Here is a 25,719-nt window from a genome sequence, read left to right as displayed (position 1 = left end):
GTTGCGCTGTGTTCAAATTCATCATGGATTCGATTGCAATGGAGCAGATCCGGGCGCTCAAGCACCGCTACCTTCGGACGCTGGATCTCAAGCTCTGGGATGATTTCGCCGACACCCTGAGCAAGGACATCGTGGCCTCGTACGGCTCACCCTCGGGCGGTCAGCCGCTCGAATTCACCGGTCGAGACGCGGTTGTCGACTACATGCGGGGCGCGCTGAGCGGCAATATCATCACCGTGCACGTGGCCACCCACCCGGAGATCACGGTGGACGGCGAGACCGCCTCCGGCAGTTGGCTTCTGGAGGATACGGTGATAGCGCCGGAGTATAACTTCCTGATTCGCGGCGCCGCGTACTACACCGACACCTACCGCCTCGAAGACGGCGTATGGCGCATCTCGGGCACCGGATACAAGCGCATCTTCGAGGCCAAGATGGCACCCGAGGCGCTGCCCGGATTCGAGATCACGGCCAATGCCTGGGCCCCCACCACCGCCTGACGGCGACATTCACCGCTCGGCGGCGTCGACCGCCTTGCGGACCGTCTCGGCATCGGCCGGGGCGGCCTCGCTCTCCCAGAACGGCTCGGATGCCGAGTAGGGAGCGCCGTACACCGGGGTATCGGGCTGGGTGCGCCAGCTGTCGCTCGCACCGCCGATATCGAGGGTGTCGAACCCGAGCGCGCTGATCAGTTGCGTCGCAGCGGCTTTCGCCTCGGAGTCGTCACCCGCGATGGGCAGCGTGGTGCGATCGGGGGCATCGGCCGGGCGGCCGAGTACGGCCAGGTGCTTGAAGTAGATGTTGTTGAACGCCTTGACCACTCGCGAGCGCGGCAGATGCCGTTGCAGCAGTTCACTGCTGGTGGCGACGCCCGCCGCCAGGTCCGGGAATTCGCCGTCGCGGTCCGGGTAATAGTTATTGGTGTCGATGACGACCTTGCCCACCAGCGGATCGGACGGCACCTCGCGATACGCCTTGAGCGGTACCGTCACCACGACGATATCCCCGGCCGCCGCGGCCTCCTCGGGCGTTCCGGCCTTGGCCCGCTCGCCCAGTTCGGCGACCAGGTCGGCCAAGGTCTCGGGCCCCCGGGAATTGCTCAGCACCACGTCTATTCCGGCGGCCACGGCCAGTCGGGCCAGTGTGCCGCCGATATTGCCGCTCCCGATAAGTCCCAGCGTCGTCATGTCTGTGGCCAACCCCCACGGCTGGGAAGATGTTCCCGCCCCGGGCGGTGGAGGATTCGCCCCCACGGCCGCCGCCGGACGACGGCCGTGGGAACTCGCCGGAAAGTCTCAGCCGAGGGAGATGGCGTCGAGTCGGGTGCGCAGGAATTCCGCGGACACCACCGGTTCGAGTCCGCCGATGCGGCCGATCGGGGGTGCCAGGGGCGTGACGCGCGCATCGTGGTCGAGCTCGTAGAAGTAGATGAGCGAGACCAGATCCTCATCGGGCGCGGTGGCCTGCGGGGGCAGGACGCGATGCCGACCGGCGGGCCAGCGCTGACCGCTCCAATGTGCCAGCAGGTCACCGATATTCACGGTGAGGGCGTCCGGATCGAAAGGCGCGTCGGCCCAGCCACCTTCATCGGTGTAGACCTGAAGTCCGCCCGCACCGGGTTCACGGTCGAGCACGGTGACGGTGCCGAAATCGGTGTGCGGGCCGATGCGGAACTGCCCGGGTTCGGGAGCGCCGACGTGGGTCAGCGGCGGATACCAGTTGATATTGCAGGTCCAGGTGGGCAGGCTCGCCAAGCCTTGAAAAGGGTTGTGCGGCAGGTCGAGTGCGGCGGCGAAGAGCGCGAGCAGCTCATCCGAGAGCACGCGCATGGCATCGGTGTAGGTGGTGAACAGCTCGCGCAGTTCGGTGATCTCGGCGGGCCAGACATTGTCGAGGAACCAGACCGAATCGACCGCCGCGTCGCCGGTGCGGGTGTCCGCGCCGATGGCGAAGGTCTCCTTGAGATCGGGCGGGGTCTCGGTGCCCTCGGCATAGCCGTTGGCCTCCATACCGGGGCCGATCCAGCCGCGCCCGCCGACGGCAGTGGCGTAGCCCTGCTTCACCTCGGCCGGGAGTGCGAAGAAGCGGCGCGCGGCGGCCCGAAGTTCACCCGGAAGTCCTTGCCGCACACCGTGTCCGCGCACCAGCAGGAATCCGGCGCGCTGCATGCCCTCGTCGACCTCGCGCAGCACTTGGGCGGCATCCGCGCCACCGCGTCGCCAGCGATCCAGGTCGACTGTGGCGATGGCGTTCACTCGGCCACTCCGATGTCCTCGTTCCACAGTTCGGGCCGGTCCCTGATGAACTTCTCCATCATGTCCACGCAGTCCGGATCATCGAGCACGGTGATCGAAACACCGTGCTCCGCAAGCCATTCGTGGCCGCCGTTGAAGGTGCGGGCTTCCCCGACGATAACCGCACCGATATTGAACTGGCGCACCAGACCGCTGCAATACCAGCACGGCGACAGCGTGGTGACCATGATGGTGTCGCGGTAGTCGCGACGGCGACCGGCATTGCGGAAGGCGTCGGTTTCGGCGTGCAGGCTGGGGTCACCGGCTTGCACGCGCCGGTTATGGCCCCGGCCGAGCAGATTGCCGTCGGAGTCGAACAGTGCCGCGCCGATCGGAATACCGCCCTCGGCCAGCCCAAGTCGCGCCTCGTCGACAGCCGCGATCAGCAGCTCCTTTGCGTTGATCATGCCGATCATGCTGCCACCGGAGTCTGAGAAATCCTGGAGCGCCCGAACAGCAGATAGGCGCCGCCGGAGATCAGGAATCCGATGAAGAAGGTGATATCCCCCAGCTCGGGCACCTGCCGCACCACATAGCCGACGAATTTGGCCTGATTGGAGAACAGCAGCACCGAGACGACCAGACCGGCCAGGAAGGCGGCCACACCGGGCCAATTCGTATAGGCGCGGTCGTAGAGCAGATGGTCGATGCGCTGACCGCGGCGCAAATATTCATCAGCGAAGACGATGCCCAGCCACGGGCCGATCCAGTACGCGACGATCAGCAGGAACGCCTCATAGTTGGCGGCCGCGTCGGGCAGCGCCCACCAGGCGACCAGGAAGCCGACGAGTCCGAATACGGCTGAGACCAATGCCCGCTGGGTGCGCACCGGGAGTTTGAAGCCCATGGTCACGAATGCCATGGCACCCGAATAGACATTCAACGCATTGGCAGCCACCGCACCGACCGCGATGGCGAGCAGCGTCAATTTCGCCAGGAACGACGGCAGATTCGCGGTGAAGACATCGGTGGGGCTGCCCTGCACGGTGGTGGCCACGGTCGCCGACGCCGCACCGACCATGGTCAACCAGAGGCAGGAGATGAACAGTCCAGCGGAGGCGTAGAGCCCGGTCGCGGTCTTGGATACCGAGGACGGCAGATACCGGGAGTAGTCAGCCGCGTAGGGATTCCAGCCCGCGGCGTAGCCGAACGCGGTGCCGACGGTGAGCAGGAAGCCGCCGATGCCGCCCACTCCCCCGGCCGGGGCGGCCGCGCCCAGATCGGCCTTGCTGAAGATCACCACGGTGACAATGACGAATACGATCGCCAAGAGCGGGAAGGCGATTCGCTCGAACGCCTGCACCAGGTTGTGCCCGAAGAACGCGAAAGCCGTTTGCGCCAGCACGATCACGATCAATGAGGGCAGTTTCGGCAGCCCGGTCAGCGAGTTCAAGGCGAAGGCCCCGCTCACGCTATTGGTGGCGAACCAGCCCACGCCGCACATGATTGCCATGAATCCGGCGGGCAGCACATTGCCGCGATAACCGAATCCCAAGCGGCCCAGCACCATTTGCGGTACGCCGTAAAGCGGTCCGCGCGCCGACAGCAGATAGTGCGCGATCGCGCCGAGACCGACGCCTACCGCGAGACCGAGGCTCGCCTGCCAGAAGTTCATGCCGTAGAAGGTCACCGCGAGTACCCCGACGAAGATCGTCGCGAACTCCATATTCGGAGACATCCAGGTCCAGAACAATTTTCGGGGAGTGCCGTGCCGGGCGCTGTCGGGGATGTAATCGTCGCCGCCGGGTTCGACGGCTATGACACGGTCGCCGTAGGCGGTTTGATCCTCATCGGTCACTGCCACTCGTTTTCGCCTCCAGCTAGCACCACGTTCGCTGTCGGGCTCGCCCGACCTGTGAGAATTGTGGGGTCGGGCGTGTTGCCTGAATATGAATCCGGGTTACCGGCGATTATCAATAATGTGCCCTGCGTCACAGTTCTTACGATCGGCAAGAATTCAACGCCGAAGACTTACGGAGTGTCAAGGATGGATATGGACAGCAGCTTCGCGCGGACCATGTGGCGGACACTCGAACCGCTGCACGCGATCACCTACTTCAGCCCGGAGTGCGTAGCCGCCAATAAAGCCGTTGGGCTGCGCGGATTTTGGATGGGCTACTTCGCGACCCGATCGGCCCCGTTCGGCGCGGCGGGACCGAATCTGGTGGAGGCCACGTTCTACAACTTCCATCCGGCGATGATCCGACGCGCCATTCCGGATGCCTGGACCTTCGCGACTCCCGAGGCCGTGCTGAAGACTCGCCGCACCGCCGCCGCCTCGGTATTGCGTTCGATCACGCCGGATATCGAAACCGTAGCCGCCACAACCCTTCCCACACTGCATGCCGCGATCGAATCAGCTGCCGCACCGGGACGTGCGCTCTTCGCCGCCAACCGCGATCTACCCGCTCCCGCCGATCCCGTCGAGGCACTCTGGCAAGCGGCCACGACACTGCGTGAGCATCGTGGCGACGGCCACGTCGCCTGCCTGCTCGCCGAGGGCATCGACGGATGCGAGGCGCACGTGCTGTTCGCCACCCACAGCGGCACCCCGGCGGACTGGTGGCAGGCCAATCGCGGTTGGACCGAATCCGATTGGGCCTCAGCTCAATCCCGCCTGCGATCGCGCGATCTGATCTCCGATACCGGCCTGACTGACGCCGGGCGAGAGCTGCGCGCACATATCGAATCTCGTACCGATGCTCTCGCCATGACCGCATATGAGTCCGTGCCTGCCATTGCTGACGCATTGGCTGTACTGACACCGGCTGCGAAGGCGGTTGCGCGCAGTGGTGCGGTTCCCTATCCGAACCCGATGGGGGCGGATCCCGCCTGAGGGGTGCCCTGGATTCGTACGGGCGGACAGAGGCCGACCCATGTGTTTGGTCGGGATGGGGAAGGGTTGCTTTGGAGCGGCTGGCAGAGCCAGAACCGGCCGTGGGGCTGGGTTGGGGGGCGTACCCGATTTTCTTTACCAGTTGGGAGCGAATACGCCCTTCCAGCCTGGTTGGGTGGCTGTGGTTGCGTTACGCGACAGACGGATACGGGGCTATCTCACCTTCCAGCGCACCCAATACTTGAAGAGGTTTTGAGCTTTGGGTTTTAGACCGGACCAGAACCTTTCAGCCAGGCTGGGACGGGAGATTGCGGCTCCCAATGGGGGAGCTAAAGCCGGGTACGGCAGGCGGCGTGCCCAGCACGGTTGTTTCACCGGAAGGTGACGTTGCCGGTCCGGGGTGGAGTGCCGTTGGTTCGGCCACGGTACGGAAATGCCTACTCGGCAGCAGCTGGGAGCCCGGTAGGGGCCGGGGCGTGAGAGTGCATGCGCTGCCAGCGTTTCCGGCGCTCTTCGGCTTCGCGTTCATTGCGGACGGTGATGCGCGCGACGGTCTGGGCGAGCAACTCGCCTGCGTGGTGCCGGTGGTTCACCTTCGGGGTGCCGGTGTGGTCGAGGTGGCGAGGGGCGATCCACGCCGTGCGGCCCGCGTAGGGCGATTCCTTGCCGAGGACTCGTGTTTGCCAGCCGCCGGGCCCATCGTGGACCAAGGCATGGCAGCGATCGCATGCGAGCGTTTCATTGGCCAAGTCGGTGGGACCGCCCTTGACCCATTCGGAGACATGGTGCACCGCCGAAATCGACGCGGGCGCATCGCATCCCGGGCGTGAACAGCCTCGAATGGAGGCTATCAACGCCATACGTTGTGCCGGTGTCGCCAGCCGTTTCTCGCGGCCCAAGTGCAGTGGCAGCCCGGCGTGATCGAACACCGCGAGATACGGCTTGGATCGTTCGGCGAGCTTGAGTGCCGTCGAGATCGGGACGGTGCCCCCGGTAGCAGTGGTCACCACCCCGGCGGCTGCTTCGACCTGATCGATCGTCATGGTCAGAATCGTGGTCACCGGCAACCCACGGTGCGACCCCAACCCATCGGGGGTCACACCGGGTTGCAGCAGCGCCAGGAAGGCGTCATGGTTGCGCTGAGCGCTGGTGCGTGAATCACGCCCGGCAGCGGCCCGCAGCACCTCTGTATCGACATATGTTGCGGCGGTGGGGCTTTCCGCGTCATCCGGATTGCACATACCGGGCCGGGCAAGCTTGGCGAGTACCGGGTCCAGCAGCGCCGACAGCTCGGGGGTGATCTCACCTTTGATGGTGCGCATCCCATCCGCCCGCTGACGCCCGAGCACAATCCCGCGCATCCGCGCACGGTCCTTATCCCCGGAAAGTGTGCCGTCGGGATCCAGGTATCCCAGAATGCGATCCCCGACCGCGGGAATGTCCTCGGGCCAGCCGGTGCGCGCGTAGGTGACGAGCTGATCCTGTGCGGCTTCACGATCGGCCGGAGTGCAGCTATCGGGAATCCGCTTCATCACCGCTTCGATGGCCCGCACGTGATCCGGCGAAATATCCCCCGCGACTTGAGCTTCGGCCACCATCCCCAGCGGAATCCGGACCGGATTCCCCAGCAGATCGTGCCAGGTCCCCAGCATCATCGTGGCCCGCGCACGGGCTCCGGCATCCGGCCCGGAGAGCCGCAGCGTATCGCTGAGGAACTTCTTGATGGTTCCCAGCCCCAAAGCCTCAGGCAGCTTGCGCTCGACCGCCTCCACGGTCAACCGCCGCGACACGCAAACCAACTGCCGCGCACAGCTTTCCACCCGCTGCATGGCCTCGACGACCCCGTCGTTACTCAAATCCCCCAGGGGCACTTCGAGCAGGGCGGCTACCACGTCGGCCAATTGACCGATCGCCACCTCACTCGCATCCACCCCCATCGAACCCATGTTCTAATTCTACCAACCAAGACCACCCGAGAACACCCGAAAACCCTTCTGAACTGCAAGTTTTCACTTACGCGTGCAGCTCTCTAATCAGCAGTGCCGCGTGCAGCGAGGTCCGGGTCTCACCGTCGTCCAGGTCCACATCGAGGATGCGTTCGATACGGGCGAGCCGGTCGTACAGCGTGGGCCGACTTATGTTGAGGCGCTTGGCCAATTCGGTCTTATTGCCTGCGAGGTCGAGGAATTGGCGCAGGGTGCGGGTGAGGTCGGTGGCCTGGCGGATGTCGTAGCGCAGCAGTGCGCCCAGTTCGGTTTCGGCAAAGCGTTGCACGCCGGGCTCGTCGCGGATCAGGGAGAGCAGGCCGCGCAGGCGGACATCGCCGCTGCGGTAGTAGGGACGTGTGGATGAAGAGCCAAGGGCGAGAGCGACTTCCGCGACGTGGGAGGCTTGGGAGAGTTCGCGGGCGGTGTCCAGGAGGGAATCCGATTCGACGCCGACGCCGATCACCGCCCGTTCCACCCCGGAGACGCGGCGGATCTCGCCGAGCATGCCGGTGCACACCACGGTGAGGGTGGCGTCGAGGTCGACGGTGCGCGAGATCGCGAGGATCATGCTGACTCGATTGCCGTGGTCGGGGGCGGCGAGGGCGGTGACGCGGGCCAGGCCGACGCCGTGCATGGCCGCGTCCAGGATGGCGGCCGTACGGCGTTGCTGGGCAACGGGATCGGTTTCGATCGGTGCGGCGACGTCGATGGAGAGCGGAATGTAGCGGGAGCGGCGGGCCAGGCCGAGGGAAGCGGCCACCGCTAGGGCGTCGCTCTCATCGGTGAGGCGGCCGGTGACCATATCGTCGATGAATCCGGTCTGCGCCTGCCGATGCAGGCCGAATCGATCGCGTTCGACCATGCGGTGCAGGGTCAGGGTCTGGGCCGCGCGTTCGAGCACCATGCGCGCGCGGGCATTGGGAACCCGGCTGGAGCGCAGGATGAGTCGGCCCCAGCGCTGGGTGTGCGGGCCGACCGGAACCACGTTCGCGTCATGGTCGGGCAGCATGCGGGAGGTGTTCTCCCAGTGCTCGAGCAGGGTCGAAGTGGCGGTATGCCGTGCTGTGGACGCGAGTACGCGATGGGTGAGGTCTTCCAATACGACCGAGGCGTCCAGCATGCCCGCGGCGGTTTTCACGATTTCGGCGAGTGCGGCGCGGCGCACGCTCAGCGCGGTGAAGGTTTCGTGCACGGTGCGCGCGAATTCGAGTTCGGCGTACTGGTCCGCGACGATGACGCGGTGCACCGCCTCGGTGACTTCGACGAAGCGCACCACCTGCGCGAGGGCGACGACCGGCAGTAGCAGCCGGTCGGCGGTTTCGGCGACGACGGGCGGCAGTTCCTTCACATAGGTGCCGAGTTCGATCACCAGTCCGGAGACGCCCGCGGCGGCGAGGGATTCCAGGTAGGCGACGGTGGCCTCGTCGCCCAGGGATAGCGCCTGGCCGGTGGTGAGGATCAATTCCCGACCGACCAGCACTTTCGCGATATCGGACAATTCGCTGACGTGCACCCAGCGCACCGGACGATCGAGCGATCCACCGCCGATGACCTCGGGCTCTCCCGCACGCACAACCGGAATCGCCAGAACGTCAGCAACAGAAAGGAGCACCGACGAATCGTAATACCCAACCCTCGAATTCGTACAGAATGTCGGCCCGCGGGATAGCTCCGATGGTGCAGAGTTGGACTCGGGCCACCGCAGTCCCGCCCGCCTCCCGCGGCCCGTTCCCGTCATGCCGGTGACGGGGACGGGTCCATCTCCATATACGGAACATTCAGGAATCGAGGAGATATGCAGACGATCGCGCACTGGCTCGACGGCAAGCCCTTTGCCGGCACCAGCGAGGCCACCGCGCCCGTGACCAATCCGGCGACCGGGGTGGTGACCGGACAGGTCGCCCTGGCCAATATCGCCGATGTGCGCACGGTCGTCGACGCCGCCGCGGCCGCGTTCCCGGAGTGGCGGGACGCCTCGCTGGCCAAGCGCACCCAGGTGCTGTTCCGGTTCCGCGAGCTACTCAACGAACGCAAGACCGAACTGGCCGCGATCATCACCGCCGAACACGGCAAGGTGCTCGCCGATGCGCTGGGCGAGGTGACGCGCGGGCTGGAGGTCGTCGAATTCGCCTGTGGCATACCGCATCTGCTCAAGGGCGGATACACCGAGAACGCGTCGACCAAGGTGGATATCTTCTCCATCCGGCAGCCGCTCGGGCCGATCGCGATCATCTCGCCGTTCAATTTCCCGGCCATGGTGCCGATGTGGTTCTTCCCGGTCGCCATCGCCGCCGGAAACACCGTGGTGCTCAAGCCTTCCGAGAAGGATCCGTCGGCGGCGCTGTGGACCGCGGCGCTCTGGGAGGAAGCCGGACTGCCCGCGGGTGTGTTCAATGTCGTGCAGGGTGACAAGGTCGCCGTGGACGAACTGCTGGAAAACCCTGCCATCAAGGCTGTTTCATTCGTCGGATCCACCCCGATCGCCAAGTACGTGTACGAGCGCGGCACCGCGCACGGTAAGCGCGTGCAGGCCCTCGGCGGGGCGAAGAACCATATGGTGGTGCTGCCGGACGCGGATCTGGATCTGGCTGCCGACGCCGCCGTGAACGCGGGCTTCGGTTCCGCCGGTGAGCGGTGCATGGCGATCAGCGCACTGGTCGCCGTGGGTCCGATCGCGGATGATCTGGTGGCCCGGATCGCGCAGCGCGCCAAGACCATTCGCACCGGCGACGGCACCCGGGGCACCGATATGGGCCCGCTGGTCACCGAGGCGCATCGCGATAAGGTCGCCGGTTACGTCGCGGCGGGCGAAACCGCCGGAGCCACGGTGGTACTCGACGGTCGCGGCGTGCAGGTCGATGGCGAGGACGCCGGATTCTGGCTCGGCCCCACCATTCTCGACCATGTCACCACCGATATGAGCGTCTACACCGATGAGATCTTCGGCCCGGTGCTCTCGGTCGTGCGCGTCGAAACCTATGACGAGGCATTGGCTCTCATCAATGCCAACCAGTACGGCAACGGCACCGCCATCTTCACCAATGACGGCGGCGCGGCCCGGCGCTTCCACAATGAGGTCGAGGTCGGCATGGTCGGCATCAACGTCCCGATCCCGGTGCCCATGGCCTACTACAGTTTCGGAGGCTGGAAGAACTCCCTCTTCGGCGATTCGCATGCGCACGGCATCGACGGCGTGCACTTCTTCACCCGCACCAAGGCCGTCACCTCACGCTGGCTCGACCCGAGCCACGGCGGCCTGAATCTCGGTTTCCCGCAGAACAGCTGACAGGACGTTGCGATGACACTTCCCAATGGCCTCTCCGAGGCGGACGCACGTGAACAGGCCGCGCGCGCTTATGAACTCGATCGCAAACATGTATTCCATTCGTGGTCGGCGCAGGCGCAGCTGAAGCCGATGGTCGTCACGGCCACCCAGGGTTCGTATGTGTGGGACGGCGACGGCAACCGGCTGCTGGATTTCTCCTCGCAGCTGGTGAACACCAATATCGGGCATCAGCATCCGAAAGTCGTTGCGGCCATTCAGGAACAGGCCGCCAAGCTGTGCACGATCGCACCGCAACATGTGAACGACGCGCGCTCGGAGGCCGCCCGGCTGATCGCCGAGCGCACCCCGGGCGAGCTGAACCGCATCTTCTTCACCAATGGCGGCGCGGACGCCGTGGAGCACGCGGTGCGGATGGCGCGGCTGCACACCGGGCGGTACAAGGTGCTGTCCCGGTATCGCTCGTACCACGGCGGCACCGAGACCGCGATCAACCTCACCGGTGATCCGCGGCGCTGGCCGAATGACCACGGCAACAGTGGGATCGGGCATTTCTTCGGGCCGTTCCTGTATCGGTCGCAGTTCCACGCCGACTCCGAAGAGCAGGAGTCGCAGCGGGCGCTGGAGCATCTCGAGCAGACCATCGCGTTCGAGGGGCCGAACACCATCGCGGCGATCGTGCTGGAGTCGGTGCCGGGTACGGCCGGAATCATGGTGCCGCCACCGGGATATATGGCGGGCGTGCGGGAGATCTGCGATCGGTACGGCATCGTATTCATCGCCGATGAGGTGATGGCGGGGTTCGGGCGCACCGGAAAGTGGTTCGCCATAGACAATTTCGGTGTCGTCCCGGATCTGATCACCTTCGCCAAGGGCGTCAACTCGGGTTATGTCCCGCTCGGCGGCGTCGCCATCGCACCGCATATCGCGGCCACCTTCGATGATCGCCCGTACCCGGGTGGGCTCACCTACTCCGGACATCCGCTCGCCACGGCGGCGGCGGTGGCGACCATCACCGCCATGCGCGATGAGGGCATTGTCGAGAATGCCGCGCATATGGGTGAGAACGTGCTCGGTCCCGCGCTGCGGGAACTGGCCGAGCGGCATCCGAGCATCGGTGAGGTGCGCGGGCTCGGGGTGTTCTGGGCGCTGGAATTGGTGAGCGATCGTGCGACGCGGGAACCGCTCGCGCCGTACGGCGGCACCAGTGCGGCCATGACCGAGACGATCGCCGCCGCCAAGGCCGCCGGACTGTTGCTGTTCATGAATTTCAATCGCATCCACGTGGTTCCGCCGTGCACCGTTTCCGAGGCCGAGGCCAAGGAGGGGCTGGCGATCCTGGATCAGGCTCTGACAGTGGCGGATTCGCACCTGTAGTAGTCGTTCGCTATGGCGGCCTGTGCGGAATACCGCACAGGCCGCTGGCAAACCACCGGTAACAAAGCGAACATACGGTGTCGCTACGGTGCACCGACACAAGCTAGGAGAGCAGTGAGTACGCAGGAACTGCAATTCATCGGCGGACTCCGCCGACCCGGGTCGGGTGAGCCGCTGTCCGTCATCGCCCCGGCCACCGGCGAGATCATCGCGTCCGGCGCGAGCGCGAGCATCGCCGATGTGGAAGCCGCCGTCGCGGCCGCACGGGCGGCATTCCCGCACTGGTCGGGCATGACCCCCGGTGAGCGGTCGGACATCATGCACAACTGGGCGCGACTGCTGCGCGAGCGGGCCGATGAGCTCGCCGCCGTCGAAAGTCGTAATGCCGGTAAGCCGATTCGGCTCGCCACCGAATTCGATGTACCCGGCACCATCGACAACACCGCGTTCTTCGCGGGGGCGGCCCGCAATCTGGAGGGGAAGGCGGCGGCCGAATACTCCGCCGATCACACCTCCTCGATTCGCCGCGAGGCGATCGGGGTGGTCGGCTCCATATCGCCGTGGAATTACCCGTTGCAGATGGCGGCGTGGAAGATTCTGCCCGCCGTCGCGGCCGGGAACACCATTGTGCTCAAGCCTTCCGAATTGACGCCGCTGACCTCACTGCTGTTCGCGGAGATCGCGACCGAGGCGGGTGTTCCGGCGGGGGTGATCAATGTGCTCACCGGCGTCGGGCCGATCGCGGGTCAGGCGCTGGTGGAGCATCCCGCGGTGGCCATGGTGTCGTTCACCGGGTCCACCGTGGTGGGCCGTCAGGTGGCCGCCACCGCGGCCGGATCGGTGAAGCGGGTGCATCTCGAACTCGGCGGTAAAGCGCCGTTCGTGGTGTTCGACGACGCCGATCTGGAAGGTGCCGCGCGCGGCGCGGTCGCGGGCTCGCTGATCAATGTCGGCCAGGATTGCACCGCCGCCACCCGCGCCTATGTACAGCGGCCGCTGTTCGACGAATTCGTCTCGCGGGTAGCCGAAATCATGGATCAGGTGACCGTCGGACCGGTGGAGGATCCCGAAACCGATCTGGGACCGCTGATTTCGATGCAGCATCGGGACAAGGTGATCGGCATGGTCGATCGCGCCCGCGAATACGGAGCGAAAGTGGTGCGCGGCGGGCGAATTCCCGAACACACCGCGGCGGGCGGCTCCTATTACGAGCCCACCCTGATCACCGGGGTGGCACAGGATTCGGAGATCGTGCAGAACGAGGTCTTCGGACCGGTGCTGGTGGTGCTGCCGTTCGATACCGATGACGAGGCCATCGCCCTCGCCAATGACACCGCCTACGGCCTGGCCGCATCGGCCTGGTCCACGAATGTGTATCGCACGCAACGCGCGAGCCGGGAGATCCAGGCCGGATGCGTGTGGATCAACGATCACATTCCGATCATCAGCGAAATGCCGCACGGCGGATACAAGGCGTCCGGATTCGGAAAAGACATGTCCGCGTACGCATTCGACGAGTACACCAACATCAAACACGTCATGTCGGATATCACCGCCGCCGCGCACAAGCCGTGGCACGACGTGATCTTCACGGCCGAATAGCACACTTCCCCAATCGAATAGCGCCCACCGAGGGCGGCCGCCGATGTACCCCATCGGCGTCCGTCCTCACAGTCGTGCCTTGTGCAGCTATTTCCATGCCTCACAACTAAATCAGTTGCGTAACGTGGAATTTTCAATGGAATCGCTTGATTTGCAACGGGACTATGGAACTATCAGTTCCACACCGCAGCCCCGCTGCGAGCTTCGATATTCCGTCCCGGTGAAGGTGCGACCCCCATGAACAAGTCCCCGGATTCCCTGCCTCCCGAGCTACGTAGCCTGCTCTCCGCCCGGCCTTCACGCCGCGGCCTGCTGCGCACCGGTGGCCTCATCGCCGCCGCGGGCACCCTCGCCGCCTGCGGCACCAAGGGGTCGTCCTCGAATAGCGGCTCCCCCGCGTGCACACCGCCCGCCGACAATTCGGCTTCGGAGAAGACGATCAACTTCTCCAATTGGCCCGGATATCTCGACGAGGCGCCCGGCAATGCCGAAGTGCATCCGACCATGGCCGAATTCACCGCCAAGTCCGGGGTCAAGGTCTCCTATGTCGCGGATGTCAATGACAACAACGAGTTCTGGGGCAAGGTCAGCGCGCAGCTGACCAATTGTCAGAGCATCTCGCGCGACATCATGGTGCTCTCGGATTCCACCGCGGTGCGCGTGGTCCGGCAGGGCTACACCCAGCCGCTCGATGTGTCGAAGATGCCGAACTTCGCCAAGAATCTGCATCCCATGCTGCGCGGCAGCGATGTCGATCCGCAGAACAATCGCATGGCGCCGTGGCAGTCCGGTCTGGTCGGCATCGGGGTGAATACCAATGTCACCGGTGAGGTGCACACCATCGATGAATTGCTCACCCGGCCCGATCTCAAGGGCAAGGTCGTCTGTCTCACCGAAATGCCGGACACCATGGGGTTGATGCTGCACTCCATCGGCAAGAGCGCGGCCAAGTTCACCGATGACGACTACGACAACGCGATCGCCAAGTTGCAGAAGGCCGTTCAGTCCGGGCACGTGCGCAAGTTCACCGGAAATGATTACGTCCAGGATCTGGCCAAGGGCGATATCGCGGCCTGTATGGCGTGGTCCGGCGACGTCATTCAACTCAATGCCACCGATCCGAAGATAAAGTTCATCAGCCCGGACGAGGGCGCGGTGCTCTACTCCGATGAGGCGCTGATCCCGGTCACCTCCGCGCACGCCGCGAATGCCATGGCACTGCTGGACTTCTACTATGACCCGGCCATCGCGGCGCGACTGTCGGCATTCGTGAACTACGTGTGCCCGGTCGCCGGGGCGCAGGAGGAGATGGCCAAGTTCAATCCCGAACTGGCACAGAACGAATTGATCTTCCCGTCCGTGGAGACGCAGAAGAAGTTGCAGATCTTCATGTCGCTGACCGAGGCCAAGGAGAAGGACTATCAGTCCAAGTTCCAGGCCCTGACGGGGGCGTGATAATCGACATGTCCGCACAAGACCTACGTATCGAGGGCGTCACCAAGAGTTTCGGCGATTTCCATGCCGTCGACGATCTGAACCTCACCATTCCGGACGGCTCCTTCTTCGCCATTATCGGCGCATCGGGCTGCGGTAAGACCACCACGCTGCGCATGATCGCCGGGCTGGAGGAGCCCACCGCCGGACGAATCATGCTGGGCGATAAGGACATCACCGCCCTGCGCCCGTATCGAAGACCGATCAACACCGTGTTCCAGAGCTATGCGCTGTTCCCGCATATGACCGTCGAGGACAATGTCTCGTACGGCCTGCGGCGCAAGGGGATCGGTAAGACCGCCGCCCGCGAACAGGCGCATCAGATGCTGAAACTGGTGCAGTTGGAAGGATTCTCGGGGCGCAAGCCCGCACAGCTGTCCGGCGGGCAGCAGCAGCGCGTGGCGCTGGCCCGCGCGCTGGTCAATCATCCCGAGGTGCTGCTGCTCGACGAGCCTTTGGGCGCACTGGATCTCAAGCTGCGGCGGCAGATGCAGCTCGAGCTCAAGCGGTTGCAGACCGAGGTCGGCATCACCTTCGTGCACATCACCCACGATCAGGAGGAGGCCATGAGCATGGCTGATACCGTGGCGGTGATGAACGGCGGCAAGCTGGAGCAATCCGGTGCGCCGCAGGAGATCTACGATTTTCCGGCCAGTGCCTTCGTGGCCAATTTCCTCGGGCAGACGAACCTCATCGAGGCGACCGTCACCGGGAGCGGGGATGCGGTGAGCATCGACGCGCAGGGGCATCGGCTGGCGGTGCCGTCGACGCGCTGCCGGGCCACCTCGGGTGCGGCCTCGCTCGGCATTCGGCCCGAAAAGGTCGCCCTCGCAAGCGATTCCGACTCCGTGCCGGAGGGCCGGGCGCAGGTCAGCGGCGTCGTCACCGATGCCATATTCCTGGGTGTGTCCACGCAGTATCTGGTGCGTGCGCCCTGGGGGCAGGAGCTCACCGCGCAGGTGCCGAACGCCGGACCCGGCAATGTGATCGCGCCCGGTTCGCAGGTGGCGGTGCACTGGCAGCCCGAACACGCATTCCTGCTCGGGCGGTCCTGATGCCCGCCGTACTGCCCGCGTCCGCGGCCGCCGCACCACCCGCGGCCCCCGTCGACGCACCGCGCGGAAAGCGCGGTCTCACACCGTATCTGCTGCTCGCGCCCGGATTGATCTTCCTGCTGGTGTTCTTCGCGGTGCCGACCGTGCAGCTGCTGGCGGCCAGCATGTACGACCGCACCGGATCCATCGAAACCGGTTACGCGCAGACGTTCTCGCTGGACAACTTCGGCTACGCGTGGAATCTGTATCAGCCGCAGATCTTCCGATCGCTGGCGTACGCGCTCATCTGCACGGTGCTCTGCATTGTGATCGGCTATCCGCTGGCATACGCCATCGCGCTCAAGGGCGGGCGGTGGAAGAACCTCATGCTGATCGCGGTGATCGCGCCCTTCTTCACCAGCTTCCTGGTGCGCACCTTCGCGTGGAAAGCCATTCTCGCCGATACCGGTCCGCTGGTTTCGGTCCTGCGGGCGGTGCATCTGCTCGGACCGGACGGGCGGTTGCTGGCCACGCCGATCGCGGTGATCGCGGGGCTGGTCTACAACTTCCTGCCGTTCACGGTGCTGCCGCTGTACACCTCCCTGGACAAGCTGGATCCGCGGTTGCTGGAGGCTTCGGCCGATCTCGCGCACGGACCCGTGCGGACTTTCCTGCGCGTCACATTGCCGCTCACCATGCCCGGCATCGTGGCGGGAACACTGCTCACCTTCGTCCCGGCCACCGGCGACTATGTGAATTCGCAGCTGCTCGGCAATACCAATACCACCATGATCGGCAATGTCATTCAGTCCCGATTGCTGGTGGTCAAGGATCTACCCGTGGGTTCCGCGCTGTCGGTGGTGCTGATGGTGGCGATTCTGGTGCTGGTCATGCTGTATCTGCGCAAGACCGATACCGATGAGGTGGTCTAGATGGCACATCGACTGTGGTCCTGGATTCGCAAGAACGCGGTGCTCATTCTCGGCCTCGTGATTCTGGCGTACATGCTCGCGCCCATCGCCGTGGTGATTCTGCTGTCGTTCAATCAACCCGGCAGCCGCAACACCACCTATGTGCTCAACCTCGATGAATTCCATTTCACCTGGCACAACTGGACGAATATGTTCGATCCGGCCGGGCTGCGGGACGCGCTGCTGTTGAGCCTGCTCATCGGTGCGCTGGCCGCGATCATCGCGACCGCGCTCGGCACCGGAATCGCGTTCGCGCTGGCGCGCTATCGCTTCACCGGACGCTCCGCGGTGCAGGCGCTGATCTTCCTGCCGATGGCGACGCCGGAAATCGTAATGGGTTCGTCACTGCTGACACTGTTCATCGGATTCGGTATCCCGCTCGGTTTTTGGGCTATTCTCATCGCACACGTCATGTTCTGCCTGTCGTTCGTGGTTGTCACCGTAAAAGCGCGACTGGCGGGATTGGACCCCAGGCTCCAGGAGGCGGCCATGGACCTCTACGCGACGCCCGTACAGGCGTTCCGGTCCGTTGTGCTCCCCCTCGTATGGCCCGGCATCATGGCCGCGGCGCTTTTGGCGTTCTCGCTGTCCTTCGATGATTTCGTGGTCACCAATTTCACGGCGGGCACCGCCGAAACCTTCCCCATGTATGTCTGGGGTATCAACCTGCGCGGTATTCCGCCGCAGGTGAACGCGGTCGCCAGCCTCACTTTCCTGCTATCGCTGGTCTTCGTCATCGCCGGGCAGCTGCGTAATCGCCGCCGCTCGGACGATCGCGCCGCCACCAGCTGATTCCCCCGCGAGCCGCCGGGCCAGGTCGTAGCGACCGCCGGCGGCTTTCGCGTACCCACACAGACCAACACAACAGTGAGTTGGGCCGCGCGGCCGGACCGTGCGGCAAGAGAGAAGGAGTTGATCGGCCATGCAGGCCAAAGGAAGCAAACTGTTGGCGTCGGCACTCTCCGAGGCAGCGCCGACGCCGTTCTGGACCGACCGGCCGGAGCGCCCGCACCCCAATGATCCGCTCACCAATGCCACGACCGCCGATCTGGCAGTCATCGGCGGCGGCTACAGCGGGCTGTGGACGGCGTTGCTGGCCAAGGAGAGGTACCCCGAAATAGATGTCGTACTGGTCGAATCCGCCATATGCGGGCATGCCGCGTCCGGCCGCAACGGCGGCTTCTGCGCGGCCAGCCTGACGCACGGGCTCTCCAACGGTGTGGACCGCTTCCCCGATGAGATCGACGTCCTCGAACGGATGGGCAGGGAGAACCTGGACGCCATCGAGGCCACCATCCGCCGCTACGATATCGACTGCGATTTCGAGCGCACCGGCGAACTCGAAGTCGCCACCGCGCCGCACGAGCTGGAATGGCTGCAGGAAAGCCATGACGCCGCGCTCGAACTCGGTTATCGCAGTGAGCTACTCAGCGCGGAGGAGGTGCAGAACCTCGTCCACTCCCCCACCTACCTCGGCGGCTGGTGGGACCGCGACGGTGTGGCCATGCTGGATCCGGCTCGCCTGGCTTGGGGGCTGCGGCGCGCCTGCCTGGAGAAAGGTGTGCGCATCTACGAAGGCACACCGGTGCAGCGCATTTCGAAGACCGGTGGCGGCACGCTGACCCTGCACACCCCGCACGGTGAGGTGCGCGCACCCCGGGTCGCGCTGTGCACCAGCGCATTCCAGGGACCGCTGGCCAAGGTGTCCCGGCATGTGGTGCCCGTCTACGATTACGCGCTCATGACCGAACCGCTGACCGAGGAGCAATTGGACTCCATCGGCTGGGGCAAACACCGTATGGGTCTGGGCGATGCCTCGTACCGGTTCCACTACTACCGCCTGACCAGCGATAATCGCATTCTGTTCGGCGGCTACGACGCGATCTACCACTACAACGGAAAGATCTCTCCCGCACAGGATTACAACGAGGAAACCTTCGAGCGGCTTTCCCAGCACTTCTTCCAGATCTTCCCGCAGCTGGACGGTGTGCGCTTCACGCACCGCTGGGGCGGCATCATCGACACCTGCGGGCGGTTCTGCGCGTTCTTCGGCAGGGCGTACAAGGGCAAGTTGGCGTACGCCGTCGGATATACCGGATTGGGTGTCGGCGCAACACGATTCGGTGCGGAGGTAATGCTGGACCGGCTCTGGAACCTCGACACCGAACGCACCCGGCTGCGCATGGTGAAATCCCGCCCGCTACCCATGCCGCCGGAGCCGTTCCGCTCCATCGGCATTCAGCTCACCCGCTGGTCACTGGCCCGCGCCGACCAGCACGGCGGTAAACGAAACCTGTGGCTGCGCATCATGGACGCCACCGGATTGGGGTTCGACAGCTGAGGCTCGACCGAAGCATTCCCGGCCGCGGCGGATTCACCGCTCGCGGCCGGTGAACGGTGCGCCTTCGACGTGGACTCGGACCTCGTCGAAGGCGCGACCGAGCAGGAGTGCTACTTCGGGCTGCGGAGGATGAGGACGGTGATTTCGCTGGGGGCGAAGACTCGGAGTTGGGGGCCCCAGAAGCCGGTGCCTCGGCTGGTGTAGAGCTGAGTGTCGCCGTGCTGGCTCAGGCCCGCCACCACTGGCTGGTCCAGGCGGACCAGGTAGCGGAAGGGCCAGATTTGGCCGCCGTGGGTGTGGCCGGAGATTTGCAGGGCGACACCGGCTTTCACGGCGTCGGTGATCTGTTTGGGCTGGTGGGCGAGCAGGATGACCGGGAGGCCGGGGTCCGCGCCGGAGAGGGCGGCGGGGAGGTTGGGGCCGTGGCCGGGGAGCGAGACGCCGGTGGGGTCGTCGATGCCCGCCATGATGAGGCGGTCGCCGTCGCGGGTGAGGACCTCGTGCTGATTGTGCATGGGCTGCCAGCCCAGGCCCGCCATATGGTCGATCCAGCCTGCGGCGTCACCGAAGTATTCGTGATTGCCGGTGATGTAGAAGCGGCCGAGTTCGGCCTGCACCTTAGCGAGCGGATCGACTTGGGCGCGGCGCTTGACCACCGAACCGTCGGCCAGATCGCCTGCGTGGCAGGCGATATCGGGGCGCTGCTCGTTCACGATCTCGACCACGCGCTCGGACCAGCGCAGGCGGTCGGTGGCGGCGTAATGGGTATCGGTGATGACGACCATGCGCAGGCCGTCCAGACCGGGAGCCAGCTTGGGGATGGTCACCTCGACGGTCTTCACGCGCGGAATGCGGCGGGCCTCATAGATGCCCCACACCGTGAGCGCGGCCGAAATCGCAAGCACGCCAAGGGCGACGATGCGGGAGCGGGCAGGATCATCCACGCCCGCGATGATCAGTCCGGTGCGCACCACCGTGCCGATCACCGACCAGCTGAACAGCACCCACATCACACCGAGCGCGGTATCTCCGATGAGTGCGGCGGTATCGGACTGCTTCGGGCCGTGACCGGTGAACATGGCCAGCGGCAGGCCGATATAGCCGAGCACGAACAACGCCGACAACGCCCAGAACACCGCACCGGAAGTGGTGGTGAAGACCAGCAGCCACCACGGGACCAGGAAGAGCAGCGCCGGAATCACCAGCATGAACACCTGGCGGGGAATTCGGTTCAACAGAGTCAATCCTCATGAATACATTGGCGTGGACCGGTGTCCGACGCCGTCGATTCCCCCGCCACGACGATACCCGTACCGGGCACTGGTGGCCGGGGGAGAAAAGTCTCACCCGGTGACGCGACAGATCTGACCGGGGGTCTGCGGGGCCACCGACTGAGGCGGGTTCCGGGAAGCGGTGGTGACGGGCGCGGCTCCGAGAGTCGGCGCCGCGGGCGCGGTGCTCGGGGATGTACTGCTCGGGGCCGATGCGCCCGGGGCGGCGGGCGGCTGCTCGCACGCCGGCAACAGCTCACTCTTGACCAGTGCCCGCAGCTGGTTGGCAGCGGTGTCGATCGGACCGCGCGGCAATCCCGTCTGCACGCTGTTCCGGCCGGATGCGGTGAGGTCGGTGATCCGCAAAGACCGGCAGCCCGCGGGAAAACCCGAGGCCGTGGCGGACAGGGTCAGCTCTCCGGCAGCGGTGACACACCCGATCAATTCCGGACTGTGCCATGACATCCCCAGCACCGAACCCGGTCGGCCACGCTCGATCACCACGGCCCCGTTGTCCTCGGCGACGTAGTAGTCACGGCGAGCCGCCGTGTAGAGCACGACAATCCCCAGTGTCAGGATCAGCACGACCGCAAGCGAGATAATCGCCAGCCGATAGGGCGGGCCGATGCGCAACCGGCGGTGGCCACTCCCCTGCCCCGCAGCGGCCGCGGAATCGATCGGTGTTCGGGTTGGGGGCGCACTCGATGCGGCATGCGACCGGTCACGCCGCGCGGCCTCGGCGGGCGGGGGTGGTGCGATCCGCCCCTGTTCGAGGGTGGTTCGCGGTGGCTGCGGCGGGGTCGCACCTACCGGTGGCGGTGTCCGGCCGGGCAGCGAATTCGGTGCGGGCGATGTCCGTGCGGGCGGCTGGCTCGGTGCGGTGGGTTGCTGGCCGACGATCGTTGCCTGGGGAGGTGTCGGGCGGGGCGGCTGAGCTGGTGAACGGAAGGGCTGCGGGCGTGATAGCGCCTCGGCTACCGAGGCCGCCAATTCTCTTGCGGTGCTGAATCTTTCGGCGGGGTTCTTGGCCAGTGCGCGGGCGATGATGTCGTCGAGTTCGCGGGGTAGCGCGGCGTTGTGCATGGTGAGTTTGGGCGGGGGTTGCATGAGGTGGGCGTGCAGGACGGCAGCCGGAGTGGTGCGGGGGTATGGGACTGTGCCGGTGAGCATTTCGTAGAGGGTTGCGCCGAGGGCGTAGAGGTCGGTGCGGTGATCTACCGGATCGCCGGTGAAGATTTCCGGGGCGGCGTAGGCGAGGGTGGCGACGAAGGTGCCGGTTTCGGTGAGGGCGGTGGATTGGTCGACTCGGCGGGCTATGCCGAAGTCGGACACCACGACTCGTTCCGGATCGCCCGGATCACCGGGCGAGAGCAGGATATTGGCGGGTTTGATGTCGCGGTGCAGTAAGCCGTTCGAATGCGCGTGGTCGATACCGCGCGCCGCCTCGGTGAGAATGTGCACGGCGCGTGCGGGATTCAGGCCGTCGCCCTGCTGTCTGACCGCGTGCGCGACATCGGTGCCCGGTATGTATTCCATGCAGATCCAGGGCCGCTCCGCCTCGACCCCGCGATCGTGGATGGTCACGATATTGCGGTGGTTGAGCTGCGCCGCCAGATCGGCCTCGCGATCGAAGCGGGCTCGGAAGGACGGATCGGCGGCGGTGGCGTCGGAGAGCACCTTCAACGCGACCATGCGCGGCAATCGCGGATGTCGCGCCCGGTACACCTCGCCCATACCGCCCGCGCCCAACAGGATGTCGATGGTGAATCCGGCGAACACCGATCCCGCTGCCAACGCCATGGCCTCGCGCCCTCCCGCTCGCCTTCGGCCGCGATCAGCGGTTGCCGAACTGCGGCCGCCACCGCACCGTAATGCACTGCCGCGAGGTGTGCGAGCCATATGCGCGGGGACGACTCGCCCCGAGCACGATTGGTGGGATACCACCGTGTCCGGAAGGATGATCGGGGTGAGCGACCTGACTTCCAGCCGGAGCACTCCGGCGCTCGATGACATCTCCAAGCGGATCATCGCCCAGCTACAGGAAGACGGGCGGCGCGCCTACGCGACCATCGGCAAGGCCGTCGGCCTGTCCGAGGCCGCGGTGCGGCAGCGGGTGCAGAAACTCGCCGACGCGGGTGTGATCCAGATCGTCGCGGTGACCGATCCGCTACAGGTCGGACTGTTCCGGCAGGCCATGATCGCCATCACGGTGGACGGCCCGGTGCAGGTGGTGGCCGATGCGCTGTCCGCCATCGACGAGATCAACTACGTGGTGGTGTGCGCGGGCCGCTACGACGTGCTGTGCGAGGCCGTGTGCCCGGATGACGAAGCGCTGCTCGACCTGGTGTCGAACCATATTCGCGCGCTCGCCGGGGTGCGGCATGCGGAGATCATGATGTACCTCAAGCTGAACAAACAGACGTACAAGTGGGGCACCCGCTAATGTCACAACGAAATCCGAAGCTGACAATCTTGTAACAACGAAATCGGTTGCCGAGGCGGCTTGAATATGGGATAACCGAAGTACATCAAGACTTCGAGGAGTCCCACCATGACCGCCACCGCCGAACCCGTCCATACCGTCGACGCGTCCCGCGTCGTCCGTGACCACCTCTGGATGCACTTCGCCACCCACAATGGGCAGGACGAGGCCGACACCCCGGTGATTGTGCGAGGCGAGGGCGCATATCTCTTCGATGACAAGGGCAAGCGCTACCTGGACGGGCTGGCGGGACTCTTCGCCGTCCAGGTCGGGCACGGGCGCGAGGAACTCGCCGAGGCCGCGGCCCGGCAGATGCGGACGCTGCCGTACTTCCCGCTCTGGGGTTACGCCCATCCCCCGGCCATCGAATTGGCCGACCGGCTGGCGGCCGCGGCCCCCGGTGACCTGAATCGGGTGTTCTTCACCGTCAGCGGCGGCGAATCCGTCGAGACCGCATGGAAACTCGCGCGGCAGTACTTCAAGGTGATCGGCAAGCCGACCAAGCACAAGGCGATCAGCCGGTCCATGGCGTATCACGGGACATCGCTGGGCGCGCTCTCGATCACCGGAATCCCCGGTGCCAAAGCACCTTTCGAACCGCTGGTGCCGAGCACGATTCGGGTGCCGAACACCAATTTCTATCGGGCGACCGAACATGCCGACGACTACGAAGCGTATGGACTGTGGGCGGCGGACCGGATCGAGGAGGCCATTCTCTTCGAGGGCGCGGATACCGTGGCCGCGGTGTTCCTGGAGCCGGTGCAGAACACCGGCGGCTGTTTCGTACCACCGCCGGGCTACTTCCAGCGGGTGCGCGAAATCTGCGATCGGCACGATGTGCTGCTCATCTCCGATGAGGTGATCTGCGCGTTCGGGCGGCTCGGAACCGCTTTCGGCGCAGACCGTTTCGGCTATCAGCCGGATATGATCACCACCGCCAAGGGGCTCACCTCCGGGTACGCGCCGCTGGGCGCGGTCATGATCAGTGACCGCATCATGGAACCGTTCCAGCGCTCGAACGATATGTTCATGCACGGCTCCACCTACGGCGGGCATCCGGTGTCCTGCGCGGTGGCGCTGGCCAACCTCGATATTCTCGAGGGCGAGGGGCTGTATCAGCATGTGCGCGATAACGAAGACGCTTTCCGCACAACGCTTTCCAAGCTCGAAGACCTACCGATTGTCGGCGAGGTGCGCGGTGCCGGGTTCTTCTGGGCGGTGGAATTGGTCAAGGACAAGAACACCCGGGAACGCTTCACCGATGAGGAATCCACTCGCGTTCTGCGCAACCACGTCTCGCGGGAGCTCTTCGCGAACGGCCTGTACTGCCGCGCGGACGACCGTGCCGAACCGGTGATCCAATTCTCGCCGCCGCTGATCTGCGGACCGGAACAGTTCCAGGAGATCGAGCAGATTGTTCGCGGAGCGCTGACCAGCGCGTGGAAGCTGCTCTGAGCGAATAGATTTCGCCGCCCCGACCGGGCGGCACAATCCAGCCCGCCGCCTCATCCGCGATCCGGACGAGGCGGCGGGCTGTCAGGCGAGGGTGGCGAGTTCGGCGGAGAGGTTGGCTCGGGCGGCTTCGTCGTAGCGGGCGCGGCCTATGGGGGTGCGGAAGAGGTGGGGCTGGTCTACCAGGCCGCGTAGGACGGCGGCTCGGCCCGCGCGGAAGAGATCGTCCGGGACGTGGGCGTATTCGGCTCGGACGGCGGCCGTGTAGGCGGTGTAGGCGGGTTGATCGGCGGCGAGGATGGCGAGGTCGGCGTCGCAGAGAACCTCGCCGTTGCGGTCGCCGGGGGCGGGGTGGTGGCCCGCGGTGAGGCGGACCAGGCGGGCTACCTCGGCGACCGTCTCCGGGCTCAAACCCAGTGCCGGGAGGGCGGATTCGGCCAGTACCGCGCTGGCTTCCTCATTGTCGCCGCCGTCGACCGAGTAGACGGCGTCGTGGAAGAAGGCGGCATATCGGACTGCGGCCAGGTCGGTGGCGTCGGCGGCGAGGTCGTCGATGACCGCGAGCATGGCGGATAGATGTTCGACGGTGTGGTAGCGGCGGTGTGGTTCTCGATAGCGGCGGACCAGGTCTTCGCCGAGTTCACGCGCATCGGGTCCGGCCAGATCGGTCCAGCGGTCCAGTAGTTCCGCGTCCAGGTTTCTCCCCATCCAGGCAGTCTGCCGAATTCCCGCGGGCGGCAACAGCCCTGGGCGGCGGTGGTTTTCACCACTGAGCCGGGACGCCACCGTTGCGCGTCGGCCCTCCGATACGCGAGGTCAGCTCAGTTTGGCTACCGCGACGTCATCGGAGGTGAGCAGGCGACCGTCGTGGGCGTGCACCTCGAGCGGGGCCAGTGGCTGGCCGTCGCGGCGGTCCAGGAGTTCGGAGTGGGGTTCGGAGTCCGCGAAGGAGAAGGCTTCACCCCATTGGCGCAGGGCGACGATGACAGGGAAGAGAGCGCGGCCTTTTTCGGTGAGCGTGTATTCCTGGTAGGGACTGCCTTCCGAGATCGGGGTGGTTTCCAGGATCTCGTTGGCGACCAGATCGCGCAGGCGGGCGGCGAGGATGTTCTTGGCCACGCCGAGGCTGCGCTGGAATTCATTGAAGCGTCGACTGCCGTCGAAGGCGTCGCGCACGATGAGCAGCGACCACCAGTCACCGATGGCATCGACCGAGCGGGCGACTGGGCAGTCGGCATCGTCGAATCGGGTGCGTTTGACCAAGGCCCGGCCTCCGGAATTGTCGGTTGCATCT

22 protein-coding genes are annotated in these 25,719 nt (G+C 65.4%); 12 read left to right on the top strand and 10 right to left on the bottom strand.

The genetic code is table 11. From position 1 onward, the window contains the following. Positions 1-23: 23 nt before the first annotated feature. Positions 24-500: a nuclear transport factor 2 family protein gene (locus ACFC4D_RS30015; RefSeq protein WP_375954502.1), complete on the top strand. Its 477-nt coding sequence runs from the start codon at positions 24-26 to the stop codon at positions 498-500. A gap of 9 nt (positions 501-509) precedes the next feature. On the opposite strand, the gene ACFC4D_RS30010 is transcribed toward ACFC4D_RS30015, so the two are convergent. From ACFC4D_RS30010 to ACFC4D_RS29995, 4 genes are all read right to left on the bottom strand, one after another. Then, complete coding sequence (locus ACFC4D_RS30010; RefSeq protein WP_376068334.1) at positions 510-1,187, bottom strand: NADPH-dependent F420 reductase; 678 nt, start codon at positions 1,185-1,187, stop codon at positions 510-512. Between the two features lie 108 nt (positions 1,188-1,295). Then, the gene (locus ACFC4D_RS30005) at positions 1,296-2,255 is read right to left on the bottom strand and encodes an isopenicillin N synthase family dioxygenase (protein ID WP_376068333.1); all 960 of its coding nucleotides are present in this window, start codon (positions 2,253-2,255) and stop codon (positions 1,296-1,298) included. Next, positions 2,252-2,701, bottom strand: a complete 450-nt coding sequence (locus tag ACFC4D_RS30000) for a nucleoside deaminase (RefSeq protein ID WP_375954505.1) — start codon at positions 2,699-2,701, stop codon at positions 2,252-2,254. The genes ACFC4D_RS30005 and ACFC4D_RS30000 overlap by 4 nt, the downstream gene beginning before the upstream one ends. 5 nt (positions 2,702-2,706) lie before the next feature. Continuing rightward, on the bottom strand, positions 2,707-4,098 hold the full coding sequence (locus tag ACFC4D_RS29995; RefSeq protein ID WP_376068331.1) for a purine-cytosine permease family protein: 1,392 nt from the start codon (positions 4,096-4,098) through the stop codon (positions 2,707-2,709). A gap of 189 nt (positions 4,099-4,287) precedes the next feature. Between ACFC4D_RS29995 and ACFC4D_RS29990 the strand changes: the two genes are divergently transcribed. Continuing rightward, on the top strand, positions 4,288-5,130 hold the full coding sequence (locus ACFC4D_RS29990; RefSeq protein WP_376068330.1) for a hypothetical protein: 843 nt from the start codon (positions 4,288-4,290) through the stop codon (positions 5,128-5,130). 437 nt (positions 5,131-5,567) lie between these two features. Here ACFC4D_RS29990 and ACFC4D_RS29985 read toward each other — a convergent pair whose 3' ends face one another. Both ACFC4D_RS29985 and ACFC4D_RS29980 read right to left on the bottom strand, forming a co-directional pair. Further along, entirely contained in the window at positions 5,568-7,076 is a 1,509-nt protein-coding gene (locus tag ACFC4D_RS29985; RefSeq protein WP_376068329.1) for a DUF222 domain-containing protein, read from the bottom strand. Positions 7,077-7,143: 67 nt separating this feature from the next. After that, complete coding sequence (locus tag ACFC4D_RS29980) at positions 7,144-8,730, bottom strand: PucR family transcriptional regulator (RefSeq protein WP_376068327.1); 1,587 nt, start codon at positions 8,728-8,730, stop codon at positions 7,144-7,146. 183 nt (positions 8,731-8,913) lie between these two features. On the opposite strand from ACFC4D_RS29980, the gene ACFC4D_RS29975 reads away from it, so the two are divergent. From ACFC4D_RS29975 to ACFC4D_RS29940, 8 genes are all read left to right on the top strand, one after another. Continuing rightward, positions 8,914-10,404, top strand: a complete 1,491-nt coding sequence (locus ACFC4D_RS29975) for a CoA-acylating methylmalonate-semialdehyde dehydrogenase (RefSeq protein WP_376068325.1) — start codon at positions 8,914-8,916, stop codon at positions 10,402-10,404. Positions 10,405-10,416: 12 nt separating this feature from the next. Further along, the gene (locus ACFC4D_RS29970) at positions 10,417-11,778 is read left to right on the top strand and encodes an aspartate aminotransferase family protein (protein ID WP_376068323.1); all 1,362 of its coding nucleotides are present in this window, start codon (positions 10,417-10,419) and stop codon (positions 11,776-11,778) included. Positions 11,779-11,892: 114 nt separating this feature from the next. Beyond that, on the top strand, positions 11,893-13,380 hold the full coding sequence (locus tag ACFC4D_RS29965; protein ID WP_376068321.1) for a gamma-aminobutyraldehyde dehydrogenase: 1,488 nt from the start codon (positions 11,893-11,895) through the stop codon (positions 13,378-13,380). A 237-nt stretch (positions 13,381-13,617) separates the two neighbouring features. After that, positions 13,618-14,835, top strand: coding sequence for a PotD/PotF family extracellular solute-binding protein (locus ACFC4D_RS29960; RefSeq protein WP_375954521.1), 1,218 nt, complete (start codon positions 13,618-13,620; stop codon positions 14,833-14,835). 8 nt (positions 14,836-14,843) lie between these two features. Next, the gene (locus ACFC4D_RS29955; protein WP_376068319.1) at positions 14,844-15,929 is read left to right on the top strand and encodes an ABC transporter ATP-binding protein; all 1,086 of its coding nucleotides are present in this window, start codon (positions 14,844-14,846) and stop codon (positions 15,927-15,929) included. Beyond that, complete coding sequence (locus ACFC4D_RS29950) at positions 15,929-16,840, top strand: ABC transporter permease (protein ID WP_376068317.1); 912 nt, start codon at positions 15,929-15,931, stop codon at positions 16,838-16,840. Before ACFC4D_RS29955 ends, ACFC4D_RS29950 begins: the two co-directional genes overlap by 1 nt. Then, entirely contained in the window at positions 16,841-17,671 is an 831-nt protein-coding gene (locus ACFC4D_RS29945; RefSeq protein ID WP_376068315.1) for an ABC transporter permease, read from the top strand. It abuts the gene before it with no gap. Between the two features lie 130 nt (positions 17,672-17,801). Further along, positions 17,802-19,220, top strand: a complete 1,419-nt coding sequence (locus ACFC4D_RS29940; RefSeq protein WP_375954529.1) for an NAD(P)/FAD-dependent oxidoreductase — start codon at positions 17,802-17,804, stop codon at positions 19,218-19,220. Positions 19,221-19,330: 110 nt separating this feature from the next. On the opposite strand, the gene ACFC4D_RS29935 is transcribed toward ACFC4D_RS29940, so the two are convergent. Both ACFC4D_RS29935 and ACFC4D_RS29930 read right to left on the bottom strand, forming a co-directional pair. Next, positions 19,331-20,455: a metallophosphoesterase gene (locus tag ACFC4D_RS29935; protein WP_376068313.1), complete on the bottom strand. Its 1,125-nt coding sequence runs from the start codon at positions 20,453-20,455 to the stop codon at positions 19,331-19,333. Between the two features lie 108 nt (positions 20,456-20,563). Next, positions 20,564-22,291, bottom strand: coding sequence for a protein kinase (locus ACFC4D_RS29930; protein ID WP_376068311.1), 1,728 nt, complete (start codon positions 22,289-22,291; stop codon positions 20,564-20,566). A gap of 157 nt (positions 22,292-22,448) precedes the next feature. On the opposite strand from ACFC4D_RS29930, the gene ACFC4D_RS29925 reads away from it, so the two are divergent. Both ACFC4D_RS29925 and ACFC4D_RS29920 read left to right on the top strand, forming a co-directional pair. After that, the gene (locus ACFC4D_RS29925; RefSeq protein WP_375956015.1) at positions 22,449-22,934 is read left to right on the top strand and encodes an Lrp/AsnC family transcriptional regulator; all 486 of its coding nucleotides are present in this window, start codon (positions 22,449-22,451) and stop codon (positions 22,932-22,934) included. 108 nt (positions 22,935-23,042) lie between these two features. Continuing rightward, positions 23,043-24,428 carry an aspartate aminotransferase family protein gene (locus ACFC4D_RS29920; RefSeq protein ID WP_376068309.1) on the top strand — a complete coding sequence of 462 codons (1,386 nt, stop codon included), beginning with the start codon at positions 23,043-23,045 and terminating at the stop codon, positions 24,426-24,428. Between the two features lie 81 nt (positions 24,429-24,509). Here ACFC4D_RS29920 and ACFC4D_RS29915 read toward each other — a convergent pair whose 3' ends face one another. Further along, positions 24,510-25,133 (bottom strand): metal-dependent phosphohydrolase, encoded by a 624-nt coding sequence (locus ACFC4D_RS29915; RefSeq protein WP_376068307.1) that lies wholly within the window; start codon positions 25,131-25,133, stop codon positions 24,510-24,512. Positions 25,134-25,241: 108 nt separating this feature from the next. After that, a complete protein-coding gene (locus ACFC4D_RS29910) occupies positions 25,242-25,688 on the bottom strand; it encodes a winged helix-turn-helix transcriptional regulator (protein ID WP_376068305.1) in 447 nt (148 codons plus the stop codon). Between the last annotated feature and the right edge of the window lie 31 nt (positions 25,689-25,719).

The organism is Nocardia sp. NPDC056000, from assembly GCF_042269265.1.
Taxonomy (GTDB): Bacteria; Actinomycetota; Actinomycetes; order Mycobacteriales; family Mycobacteriaceae; genus Nocardia.
Note: the sequence above shows the minus strand (reverse complement) of the source record. Positions and strands in the feature narration are given on the sequence as shown.